The organism is Granulicella sp. L60 (genome assembly GCF_009765825.1).
Lineage (GTDB): Bacteria > Acidobacteriota > Terriglobia > Terriglobales > Acidobacteriaceae > Edaphobacter.
In genome coordinates this window covers 432,878-444,519 of the sequence record NZ_LMUR01000018.1, presented here as the reverse complement: position 1 = coordinate 444,519, position 11,642 = coordinate 432,878, and the positions used below count along the sequence as shown (strand labels likewise).

The following is an 11,642-nucleotide window of genomic DNA, read 5'->3' as shown; positions in this document are numbered from 1 at the left end:
ACGCTCGACGACGGCGACCTATCTCTTAGATGAGATCTGGGTGAGACCGCCGGGATAGCGGTCACCCAAACCTTAGAGATCAGGACTTGATAAATGCAAGCAGATCAGCGTTGATTTCATCAGCGTGTATCTGGCACATGCCGTGGGGGTAGCCGGGGTAGACCTTGAGTTTGGCGTTCTTCACAATCTTGGCAGACATGCGGCCAGCCGCGTCGATGGGCACAATCTGGTCGTCGTCACCGTGCAGGACGAGCACGGGAATGTCGATCTTCTTGAGATCCTCGGTGAAGTCGGTCTCGGAGAAGGCCTTGATACAGTCGTACTCTCCCTTGTGCCCACCCTGCATACCCTGGAACCAGAAGTTGTCGCGGACGCCCTGGGAGATTTTGGCTCCGGCCCGGTTGTATCCATAAAAGGGCAGGCTGAGGTCGATGAAGAACTGCGAACGGTCGGCAGCAGTGCCGGCGCGGATGCCGTCGAATACCTCGATGGGCAGGCCACCGGGGTTCTTCTCCGTCTTGAGCATAAGCGGTGGAACCGCGCTGATGAGGACGGCTTTAGCAACACGTTTGCTGCCGTGACGACCAAGATAACGAGCGACCTCGCCGCCTCCAGTAGAGTGGCCAACCATGACGACGTCCTTCAGATCGAGCGTTTCGAAGAGGGTGGCAAGATCGTCGGCGTAGGTATCCATCTCGTTGCCGTCCCAGGTCTGGCCGGAGCGACCGTGGCTGCGGCGGTCGTGCGCAATAACGCGATAACCGTGATCGCCGAGGAAGAGCATCTGGGCATCCCAAGCGTCCGCATTCAGCGGCCAGCCATGAGAGAACACGATGGGCTGTCCTTTGCCCCAATCTTTGTAATAGATCGATGTGCCGTCTTTCGTCGTGATGGTCTTCATTTTATCGTCTCCTTGTTCGTTCGGCAGTGATTGGTTCGGATGATCTCGCGGTACTTGCAGATTGGTTTTAGTGCTTTGATTCTGCGCTTCGAAGGCAATCGGTGAAACCCCTTATCGCGTTAGCTCCGACCACCACTATCGTGTAGTTTATTCGACAAAGCACTGGATCGTTCACCATGCGCTATGTGAATGGGATTAAGAGGCTGGTTGCTGGTCGTACTTTCCACGTCTGGCACGAAAGGGTTACAGTGCTGGTATGAATTTTCCTTCAATTAGAAGACTCCTGCGCATGGTAGTGATGATCGGAATCAGTGGGATATCCTTTAGCGCTTTTGCCGCACCTCATTATCCACTTCAGATTTACTTCATCGATGTGGAAGGCGGACAATCGTCCCTCTTCGTCACTCCGTACGGGCACTCTTTGCTGATCGATACCGGCTGGCCAGAAAATGAAGGGCGCGATGCGAACCGGATCGCTGCCGCGGCCAAAGCGGCAGGAATCAGCCGCATCGACTATGTATTGCTTACTCACTATCACGTGGACCATACGGGTGGGGTGCCGCAGTTGGTGGAGAAGATCCCTGTAGGCACCTTTATCGACCATGGGCCGAACCGCGAGACCAGCGACGCTACGACCTCTCAGGTATATGCGGCCTACCAGAAGGTCCTGGCGGATGGTCACTATGGACATATCGTGGCAAAGCCCGGCGACATGCTGCCTATCCCTGAACTGAAGACAGAGGTGATCAGCGCGGATGGCAACTTTCTGCCACGATCGCTTCCTGGCGCTGGAGACGCCAACTCCTTCTGTGCCGTTTCGGCGAAACGTCCGACCGATCAGACGGAGAATGCACGCTCCTTGGGCGTGATTCTGACCTTCGGTAAGCTAAGGATTTTGGACCTCGGCGATCTGACCTGGGACAAGGAGATGGAATTTATGTGCCCAACCAATAAACTTGGGCATATCGATCTGCTCGTCGTCTCGCATCATGGATGGTCGCAGAGCAGCAGTCCGGCGTTGGTGGATGCGATCAGTCCGCGGGTTGCGATTATGGATAACGGCGCTACGAAAGGTGGATCGCCGCCGGTATGGGATGTCGTCACCAAGGCGCCAGGACTAGAAGACCTGTGGCAGTTGCACTACTCCGAAGAGGGCGGGTCGGCACACAATGTGGTTGAGCGCCGTATCGCCAATCTGCACGGGACGGATTCGGGGCATTATCTGAAAGTGACGGCGCTTGAAGACGGACGCTTCGAAGTTTACAACTCAAGAAATGGCGCGACGAAAGCCTATCCTGCGAAGTAATGTTCCCAAGCTCAATTCATGCTAAACAGGCAATATTGTAAGGAAAACCAATAGTCTTCCACCTTCATTCGATAAACACCGGGGCATAGGCCGCGGCTCAGCGCCGGTGCGACCGATCTTAGCCTTTATCATCCAATGAGTTGTGCGCGATGTGACGTGCCGCGTTGAAAGGCTAAGATGAATGCAATATCGATCGATCCGGTCTGTGGAATGAAGGTGTCCATTGACACAGCGAAGTGGTCGAGTGAACACGGCGGCAAGAGATGGTATTTCTGCTCACAGTCCTGCCTGAAGAAGTTTGAAGCAAACCCCGCTGCCTATGACGGCTCTCGGCGTACGGTTTCAACTGTCGTGACTGGTCCTATCGTTGCGACTTCTTCCGCGTTGGCTGCGCCAAAAGATGGGTTCACCTGCCCAATGCATCCTGAGGTGCACGAGAGCACACAAAAGCCCTGCCCGAAGTGCGGGATGGCTCTTGATGCGATCAATCCATTCGCAGCGTCCGTGCGCACGGAATATACCTGCCCTATGCACCCCGAGATCGTGCGGGATGGTCCGGGTAGCTGTCCCATCTGCGGCATGGCTCTTGAGCCTCGGACCATATCATTAGAGGATGCTCCGAACCCGGAGCTGGTCAGCATGACGCGGCGCCTATGGATAGGCACAGCTCTTACGCTTCCTCTGCTCGCGATCATGGTCTCCGATCTGCTGCCGGGGCATCCTGTGCAGCATGTCCTCGCCGGCGCGATGCTCGGCTGGTTTGAGTTTGCACTGGCTACTGTGGTCGTTCTGTGGGCAGGCTGGCCTTTTTTTGAGCGCGGCTGGTCTTCCATCATTCACCGCAGCCTGAATATGTTCACCCTGATTGCGATTGGCTCCGGAGCTGCTTATCTCTATAGCGTGGTGGCGGTGGTTGCGCCTGGCATCTTTCCTCCCTCTTTTCGAGATGCCTCCGGAGGCGCCGGTCTTTATTTTGAGGCTGCGTCGGTCATCATTGTTCTCGTGCTGTTGGGACAGGTGCTGGAGCTGCGCGCACGCAGTCAAACCGGAAGTGCTATCAAGGCTTTGCTCGGCTTTGCACCGAAGACTGCGAGGCGTATCTCGAGCACCGGAACAGAGGCTGACGTGCCGCTCGCTGATGTGCAGGTTGGCGACCGCCTCCGAGTACGTCCTGGCGAGAAGATTCCTACCGACGGTTCGGTTGTAGAGGGCCGCAGTGCTGTGGACGAATCCATGGTCACGGGCGAGTCGATTCCCGTCGAGAAATCGGTTGGTGAAAAGCTGGTAGGTGGCACACTGAACGGTACGGGCAGCCTGATCATGCTGGCTGAGCGCGTCGGCGCCGATACGCTGCTCTCGCAGATCGTCAAAATGGTCAGCGAAGCTCAGCGCACGCGCGCTCCCATTCAACGCCTCGCCGACAAGATCGCCTCGTGGTTCGTCCCTGCCGTGCTTGCGGCTGCGGCAGTTACTGCAATCCTTTGGGCGGTTCTGGGACCTGAACCGCGTTATGCTCACGCCCTTGTTAACGCAGTTGCGGTACTGATCATTGCATGCCCGTGTGCACTTGGACTTGCCACTCCGATGTCTATTATGGTCGGCACCGGCCGCGGCGCAACCGAAGGAGTTCTGATTCGCGACGCGGAGACTCTTGAGACCTTCGAAAAAGTTGACGTCTTGGTCGTCGACAAGACCGGCACGCTTACCGAAGGCAAGCCTCGACTTACTTCGATCGTCACAATCGACGGCTTCGAGGAGACGCAGCTTCTTCAGTCTGTCGCAAGCCTCGAACGCGGCAGTGAACATCCTCTCGCTGCGGCCATTCTTGCTTCCGCGAGAGAAAAGGAAATCGAACTACAGTCAGCTACGGAGTTCCGTTCCATCACTGGAAGAGGTGTAACCGGCACTGTCAATAGCCGGCATATCGCCGTAGGCAATGAGTCGCTCATGCGGGAGCTGCGCATCGTTCCTGATCCATTACAAGGGCAAGCCAAAGAGATGCGACAGGATGGCCAGACGGTCATGTTTCTTGCCAGCGGCGGAAGGCTCGCTGGACTTGTGGCTGTTACAGATCCGATTAAGCCATCCTCTGTCGAAGCAATCAAAGAGTTGAAAGACGCCGGTCTCAGAGTCATCATGGTCACGGGTGACAATCGCACTACCGCCGCGGCTGTTGCCTCCAGACTGGGAATTGAATTCGAGGCGGATGTTCTGCCCGGAAGAAAGGCAGATGTCATCAAAGCGCTGCAGTCTCAAGGCAAGATCGTTGCGATGGTAGGCGATGGCGTCAACGATGCGCCTGCTCTGGCACAGGCGAACGTGGGGATTGCGATGGGCACTGGAACAGATGTGGCGATTGCCGCGGGAGGCATCACGCTGATCAGCGGCGATCTCCGCGGCATCCTCAAGGCTCGACGGCTTAGCCAACGCACCATGGGCAATATTCGGCAGAATCTCTTCTTTGCGTTCATCTACAACGCCATGGGTGTGCCGGTTGCAGCTGGCCTCTTGTACCCGATCTTCGGTCTGCTATTGAGCCCGATGATCGCAGCAGCGGCTATGAGCTTCAGCTCTGTATCGGTTATCGCTAACTCGTTGCGCTTACGCAGCGCAAAGCTCTAACCTATGTCTCGTTCAACCAGTCGTTCGAGTGGCGCTCCACAGCGATCCTTACCAGCTGGCTTCTGGTGCGCACGCCCGTTCGCGCAAAGAGCTGTTGCAGGGCTGCTTTCACGGAGCCTTCGGAGATGCTGAGCTGTTGCCCAATCTCCTTGTTGCTCAAGCCTTCAAAGACACAGCGGAGAACACTTCGTTCACGTGCACTCAGCATCCCCTGGCTGGTCTCGACGCTGCGCTGACGAGAGCTTGCGACCAGCCCCTTCACGAGGCCGGAGTCGATCCACATCTCACCTTGAAAAACGCGGCGAATCGCCTGGATCAGTTCCGCCAATGGACTGCTCTTCAAAAAAACTCCGGACGCGCCCTGATCGAGCGCACGCAGCATGAACGCCTCGCTCATTCCGCCAGTTACCATCAGCACCTGTCCCACGAAGCCCCGCGACCTGCTCTCCGGCAGAAACTGCAATCCCTGTTCGAAGCCGAGATCGTAGTCCAGCAGCACTAGATCGATCGTCTCCCTTGCAATCACCTTCAGCGCTTCTTCTACAGACGCACATGTCCCGCGTATCTCGCAGTCCATATCGGCCTCAAGCAACCTGCTCAGGCTCTCGCGAAAGAGCGTGTGGTCATCGACGATCAGAACGCGTATATGCTGATCCATCAATCATGCCCTCCTTCGTCCCAAGCAGAGAGCTCAACGACAAAGCATGCGCCTTGAGATGTCGGCTCAAAACGCAGGTCGCCCTGAAACGAACGCATGAACGCTCGCGACAGGTAAAGTCCGAGTCCAGTAGACTCTGCCCGTTGTTGAAATGGTTTGAACAAGTCCTCAGGATTTTTCACTCCGCAGCCGCTATCGACGAAGCTCGCCAACACACGCGTTCCAGATATCTCTACTCTGATGTCTAACATCTTCACCGGCTGCCGCTGCAGCGCTCTTTCGCTGTTCTTGATCAGGTTGAGAAACACCTGCATTAAGCTGGGTCTGTCGGCCAGTACCTCGAGCATCTCCGGCGCGCTCGCAATATGGAATTGGATTCCATCTTCCTCCAGCGTTGGCCCAACAACGATCCGCAGTTCATCGAAGAGCGCCTGAAGATTCACGCTCGTTGCGCGGTTCGATTTATCTTGCAGATCCATTGCCGCGATCTTCTCCAGCGACTGAATCAATGTTCCGAACGCCTCGAAGTCCTTATCATTCTCGAGCGAACGACTGCGTCTCATGTTTTGATGAACCACCGCAATCGCCGCGCAGACGTTTCGAATCTCATGCGAGACAGCCGCTACCAGAATGCGTGAGCCGCTTAGAAGCTGATGCAGACTGGACTCTTCGTGCGTCCTCAGGTCTTCGGATATGTCAACGACCATTGCGGCCAGACGCGCGCCTACGCTTGTCTGGTAGGTCGAGAACCAGATATCCGCAAGAAAGACCTCGCCGTTCTGACGCGTGCCATGGCACTGCATGACAGTGCGGAAGGTGCGTCCCTCTTGGCGCGCGAACGGCAGATTGAGTAGTGACGGTAGATAGCGATGAATCGACGTGCCCGCCAGACTCGCAGGTGCAACGGCGAACAGTTTGTGCGCGGCCTCGTTCGCCAGCAGAAAATGTCCGGACGCATCGGTGGTAAAGATCGCCGCCGGGCTGCTCTCGATCAGCACCTTCATCTGCTCCTCGGCGTCCTGCCGCGCTGTGATCTCGCTTTCTATCTGGAGCGTGTATTCGCTTGCCGTCTGTCGATTGCGGACCACGCTATACACAAACAGGCCAATCCCCGCGAATGCCGCAAAGGTAAGGATGTCGCGTGGCAGCCCCACGGCAGGCGTCCACGACAATCCGTTGAAGGCCTCGGTCAGACAGGTGCATGCGATCGCGGTTGCGCAGATCTGCCATCGGTTCAGCACTCTTCCCACAAGCAGCATCGGCAGCAGATAGAGAAACCCGAGCGGAATCTCGGCGTCAATACGCCAGTCGGCAATCGCGATCAGCGCCACCAGCAAGCCGGCGCGCAGTAGAAGCGATTTCCTGGTCTCTCGGAATAGACGGAAGGTCATAGATTTTATACGGCGCTACAGGAGATCGTCACATGCCTGAGGCAGATCTCTCGAGTTGGTGCGCACGCATGGAAGCGATACATCAAATGTAAAAGAATTTATGCGTCTTCCAGCGTGGCCCATCCGTCATGACAGTCTACGCGGTTAGCCGAAACATCACCGCAGCTAGCCAAAAGATAGGCGCACGGATGGTTTGCAAACGGTAGAATTTACCTATGGCACTTTCTTCGAACAAAGGGCTAAGTCTTTCGAATTGCGCTTTTACGGCGGGTCTCTCAACGACCCACCTTGGATCGCGTAGGTCGGATAATCTCTAAGATGGAAGCAGTACTGGCTTGATCCTATGGGAGATAACGAGTTTACGCGATGAGTGCACTGAGTCTTCGGCAACCTGCCACGATCCTGTTTTGTTTCGGCGCCTGGTTTTTTACAGGTTGCAACGGTAAGCCCGCTGATCCTAAAAGCGAAGCTCCTCCTCCGGCGGTCGTCCAACCCGATGCAGATGTGAATCTAGTTCACGTCGATCATCCCGATCAGTTCACCGTCGTCCCAGCGACAAGCTATCAGGCGACCTCGACTCTGCAGGTCACCGGCACGGTCAACCCCGACATCTCCCGCACGATTCCCGTCATCTCGATTGCCTCTGGCCGTGTTCTCGAGGTGCATGCTCGCATTGGGGACTACGTTAAAAAGGGTCAGCTTCTGATGGATGTCCAGAGCACCGACGTCTCCGGAGCCTTCAGTCAGTACCTCAAGGCTGTCAACGACGAACGCCTCACCCAGGTGCAGTTGGACCGCGCAAAACTCCTCAATGAAAAAGGAGCGATTCCCAACAGCCAGGTCGAGATCGCGCAGAACGCCGAAGATGATGCAAAGGCAGCACTAGCCGCGTCCGAGGAGCAGCTTCGCGTTCTCGGCGTAGACAAGAACCACCCAGCCGCGATCGTAAAGGTCTACGCCCCCGCCTCCGGCTACATCATTGCGCAAAACGTTACGAACGCAGGCGCCGCGGGCGTCACTTACTCCGGTTCGTCCAATGCTTTCACGATCGCCGATCTATCGCACGTGTGGATCATCTGCGATGTCTACGAGAACGATCTTCCTGACGTTCATCTCGGACAGAAGGCTGACATCCGCCTTACCGCCTATCCTGACCGCGTCCTCACCGGTGTCATCAGCGATATCGGCGCGGTGCTCGACCCACAGATACGCACTGCCAAGGTACGCATCCAGGTCGAAAACCCGAACACCCTGATGCGTGTCGGCATGTTCGCCACAGCAACGATTCACGGCAAGACTCTGCAGACGCGCGCGCAGGTTCCGGCATCCGCAGTCCTGCATCTGCACGATCGCGACTGGGTCTATGTGCCTGCCGGAGACGGCAAGTTCCGTCGCATTCCTGTGCAAGGGGGAAGCATGTTGCCGGGCAATATGCAGGAGATTCTCTCTGGCATCAACGCGGGCCAGCAGGTCGTATCCAACGCCCTCGCCCTGCAGAATACGGCGGATCAGTAATGATTCGTAAGCTCGTCGATTTTTCACTGAACAATCGCTGGATGGTGCTCGGCCTTGCGGTTATGCTCTTCGCCTGGGGCATCGTCTCCTTCCACAATCTCCCCGTGGAAGCCTATCCGGACGTCGCGAATAACTACGTTCAGGTCATCACCCAGTGGCCGGGCCGCGCCGCCGAAGAGATCGAGCAGCAGGTTACAATTCCGCTCGAGATTCAGATGGCCGGCATTCCGCACATGACCCACCTGCGGTCCACCTCGCTCGCCGGCATCTCGAGCCTCAGCATCATCTTCGACGACGACTCGGTGAACGACTGGAACCGCGAAAAGGTTCTGGAGCGCCTCTCGCAGGTCACGCTGCCTGCGGGGCTGCAGCCGCAGATCGGCACCGACTGGAGCCCCGTCGGCCAGATCTACTGGTACACGCTGCGCAGTACCAACCCCCTCTACGACAACATGGACCTCAAGTCGCTTGAGGACTGGACGATCGAGAAGCAGTTGAAGTCCGTTCCCGGAGTGGTCGACGTCTCCAGCTTCGGCGGCATGACGCGCGAGTACCAGGTCCGCGTCGATCCCGACAAGCTTGTCGCCTACGGTCTCAGCATCGGACAGGTCGAGCAGCAGCTCGCCAACAACAACACCAACGCCGGCGGCAGCTTTATCGAGCAGGGCCAGCAGCAGATCAACATCCGCGAGGTCGGGCTCTACCGGACCGTCAAGGATATCGAAGAGACTGTCCTCAAGACACAGTCCGGCACCGCGCTCCGCGTCAGGGATATCGCCACCGTCGTTCAAGGTCCAAAGATTCGCCTCGGCCAGATCGGCAAGGCCTGCCGATTCGGAGGCACTTCAGCGCCCGAGCCACCGAACTCCTCCAGTGCAAGCGACCCCTGCATCGACCGTTCGGGAAAAAAGGCGAACTCGGATGTTATCCACCGCGAAGACGGCAAGATCATCGACGACGGTGATGTAGTAGAAGGCATCGTCGCTCTGCAGAAAGGAGACGATTCAGAGTTTGCTCTGGCGGGCATTCATCAGAAGGTGGACGAGCTCAACGATCACGTCCTGCCGCCCGGAGTAAAGATCGTCCCCTTCCTTGACCGCAGCGACCTGCTTCACTATACGACCCATACGGTGCTGCACAACCTCACCGAAGGCATCATCCTCGTTGTCATCATCCTCTTCCTCTTCCTGGGTAACGTTCGCGGCGCTCTCATCGTCTCGCTCACCATTCCCTTCGCACTCCTCTTCGCCTCCATCTGTCTCGATCTCCGGCACATTCCTGCGAATCTTCTCTCCCTTGGCGCACTCGACTTCGGCATGGTCGTCGACGGTGCCGTCGTCATGGTGGAGAACATCGTTCGCCATCTCAGCCATCAGCGCAAAGATTCGCTCTCGCCCGCAGAACAGATTCGCGAAGCTGCACACGAAGTACAACGTCCTGTCTTCTACGCCATCGGCATCATCATCACCGCTTACCTACCTATCTTTACTCTGCAGGCAGTGGAAGGCCGTCTCTTCCGTCCTATGGCCTGGACCGTCGCCTTCGCTCTCCTTGGCGCGCTGGTCTTCTCTATCGTCATCGCACCTGTTCTCGCGAGCCTGCTCTTCCCCAAGGGCACAACGGAGTGGCAGAACCCTGTCATGGCATGGCTCACGGATCGCTATCGCCATGCTGTGCGTTGGGCCATCGAGCATCGCTGGGCCACCATAGGCGGAGCAGGATTCGCGCTTGCTCTCGCTCTGTTTCTTGGACTCAGCGGCGTCATCGGCTCTGAGTTTCTTCCACACCTTGATGAGGGCGCCATCTGGGTGCGTGGCACGCTTGCGCCTAGCACCGGCCCCACGGAGAGCCTGCGCATCATGAACCAGGCGCGTATCGTGCTCTCCTCTTTTCCGGAGGTAACAAAGGTCGTCAGTCAGACCGGACGTCCCGACGACGGCACCGACGTCACAGGCTTCTTCAACACGGAGTACTTCGTCGATCTCAAGCCAAAATCCGAGTGGCGTCATGTCTTCCGTCAGAACAAAGACGAGCTTATCGGTGCCATGGACCGCGAGCTTGAAAAAACGCCCGGCGTCATCTGGAACTTTTCGCAGCCGATCTCTGACAACGTCGAAGAGGCTGTGAGCGGCGTGAAGGGTGAACTGGCTGTAAAAATCTACGGCGACGATCTTAAGACGCTCGAACAAAAGGGCGATGAGATCATATCTATCATGAGCAGGATCAGGGGGGTCAGCGATCTTGGTCTCTTCCGCGTGATCGGCCAGCCGAATCTCAACTACACCGTCGATCGCCAGGCGGCGGCTCGCTTCGGCATCAATGTAGCGGACGTCCAGGACGCCATCCAGACTGCGGTTGGCGGGAATGCCGTCAGCCAGGTGCTCCAGGGTGAAGCGCGTTACGACCTCGTCGTACGATACCTGCCGCAGTACCGCAGCACCCAGGAGGCAATCGACAACATTCGCCTGCTCTCGCCATCCGGAGAACGTGTCTCGTTGGCGCAGCTCACCACCGTCAAGATGGAGGACGGCGCCGAGACGATCTCACGTGAGGGCGGCCAGCGCTTTGTCGCCATCAAGTACAGCGTGCGAGATCGCGACCTCGGCAGCACCGTTGAAGAGGCGATCAGCAAGGTCAACAGCCAGGTAAAGCTGCCTTCCGGCTATAAGATCGATTGGGCAGGTGAGTACGAGAGCCAGAAGCGCTCCTCCCGCAGGCTCATGCTCGTCCTTCCCGTTACCATCCTCATCATCTTCATCATCCTTTACTCGATGTTCCACTCTGGCAAGTGGGCTGGCCTCATCCTGATCAATGTATCGATGGCGCCCGTCGGCGGCCTGCTCGCTCTCCTCCTCACTCACACCAACTTCAGCGTCTCCTCCGGCGTTGGTTTTCTCGCGCTCTTTGGCGTCTCCGTGCAGACCGGCGTCATCATGCTGGAGTACATCAACCAGATGCGCGTTCGCGGTCACTCTATCGAAGAGTCCGCCATCGAAGGCGCCGTCCTCCGCCTCCGTCCCATCATGATGACGATGCTCGTCGCAACTCTTGGTCTACTTCCGGCTGCGACCTCGCACGGCATCGGCTCGGATTCGCAACGGCCCTTCGCCATGGTCATCGTCGGAGGCCTTATTGGCGCACTCTGTATCAGCGTCTTCCTCCTGCCCACCTTGTACGTCTGGATCGCAAGACCAGACGATGTCCTTCCCACACCGGAGACGGAGTTCGAGAACTAATGCTGTTCAACCG

The 11,642-nt window shown here is 57.3% G+C and carries 7 protein-coding genes; 4 read left to right on the top strand and 3 right to left on the bottom strand.

Translation table 11 applies throughout. From position 1 onward, the window contains the following. Positions 1 to 79: 79 nt before the first annotated feature. On the bottom strand, positions 80 to 901 hold the full coding sequence (locus GSQ82_RS12215; RefSeq protein WP_158792551.1) for an alpha/beta fold hydrolase: 822 nt from the start codon (positions 899 to 901) through the stop codon (positions 80 to 82). A 289-nt stretch (positions 902 to 1,190) separates the two neighbouring features. On the opposite strand from GSQ82_RS12215, the gene GSQ82_RS12210 reads away from it, so the two are divergent. Together GSQ82_RS12210 and GSQ82_RS12205 are read left to right on the top strand one after the other, a co-directional pair. Then, complete coding sequence (locus tag GSQ82_RS12210) at positions 1,191 to 2,207, top strand: ComEC/Rec2 family competence protein (protein ID WP_158792550.1); 1,017 nt, start codon at positions 1,191 to 1,193, stop codon at positions 2,205 to 2,207. 177 nt (positions 2,208 to 2,384) lie between these two features. Next, positions 2,385 to 4,829 (top strand): heavy metal translocating P-type ATPase, encoded by a 2,445-nt coding sequence (locus GSQ82_RS12205; RefSeq protein ID WP_158792549.1) that lies wholly within the window; start codon positions 2,385 to 2,387, stop codon positions 4,827 to 4,829. Between the two features lies 1 nt (position 4,830). On the opposite strand, the gene GSQ82_RS12200 is transcribed toward GSQ82_RS12205, so the two are convergent. Continuing rightward, the gene (locus tag GSQ82_RS12200) at positions 4,831 to 5,487 is read right to left on the bottom strand and encodes a response regulator transcription factor (RefSeq protein WP_158792548.1); all 657 of its coding nucleotides are present in this window, start codon (positions 5,485 to 5,487) and stop codon (positions 4,831 to 4,833) included. Further along, positions 5,487 to 6,878: an ATP-binding protein gene (locus GSQ82_RS12195; RefSeq protein WP_158792547.1), complete on the bottom strand. Its 1,392-nt coding sequence runs from the start codon at positions 6,876 to 6,878 to the stop codon at positions 5,487 to 5,489. The genes GSQ82_RS12200 and GSQ82_RS12195 overlap by 1 nt, the downstream gene beginning before the upstream one ends. Positions 6,879 to 7,244: 366 nt before the next feature. On the opposite strand from GSQ82_RS12195, the gene GSQ82_RS12190 reads away from it, so the two are divergent. Together GSQ82_RS12190 and GSQ82_RS12185 are read left to right on the top strand one after the other, a co-directional pair. Then, a complete protein-coding gene (locus tag GSQ82_RS12190) occupies positions 7,245 to 8,393 on the top strand; it encodes an efflux RND transporter periplasmic adaptor subunit (RefSeq protein ID WP_254061604.1) in 1,149 nt (382 codons plus the stop codon). Then, positions 8,393 to 11,629 (top strand): efflux RND transporter permease subunit, encoded by a 3,237-nt coding sequence (locus tag GSQ82_RS12185; protein WP_158792546.1) that lies wholly within the window; start codon positions 8,393 to 8,395, stop codon positions 11,627 to 11,629. Before GSQ82_RS12190 ends, GSQ82_RS12185 begins: the two co-directional genes overlap by 1 nt. Positions 11,630 to 11,642: the final 13 nt, after the last annotated feature.

What these genes read in the sequence shown, in the direction of transcription:
- GSQ82_RS12215 (WP_158792551.1), bottom strand. Translation starts at nt 901, where the DNA reads ATGAAGACCATCACGACGAAAGACGGCACATCGATCTATTACAAAGAT.
- GSQ82_RS12210 (WP_158792550.1), top strand. Translation starts at nt 1,191, where the DNA reads ATGGTAGTGATGATCGGAATCAGTGGGATATCCTTTAGCGCTTTTGCC.
- GSQ82_RS12195 (WP_158792547.1), bottom strand. Translation starts at nt 6,878, where the DNA reads ATGACCTTCCGTCTATTCCGAGAGACCAGGAAATCGCTTCTACTGCGC.
- GSQ82_RS12200 (WP_158792548.1), bottom strand. Translation starts at nt 5,487, where the DNA reads ATGGATCAGCATATACGCGTTCTGATCGTCGATGACCACACGCTCTTT.
- GSQ82_RS12190 (WP_254061604.1), top strand. Translation starts at nt 7,245, where the DNA reads ATGAGTGCACTGAGTCTTCGGCAACCTGCCACGATCCTGTTTTGTTTC.
- GSQ82_RS12185 (WP_158792546.1), top strand. Translation starts at nt 8,393, where the DNA reads ATGATTCGTAAGCTCGTCGATTTTTCACTGAACAATCGCTGGATGGTG.
- GSQ82_RS12205 (WP_158792549.1), top strand. Translation starts at nt 2,385, where the DNA reads ATGAATGCAATATCGATCGATCCGGTCTGTGGAATGAAGGTGTCCATT.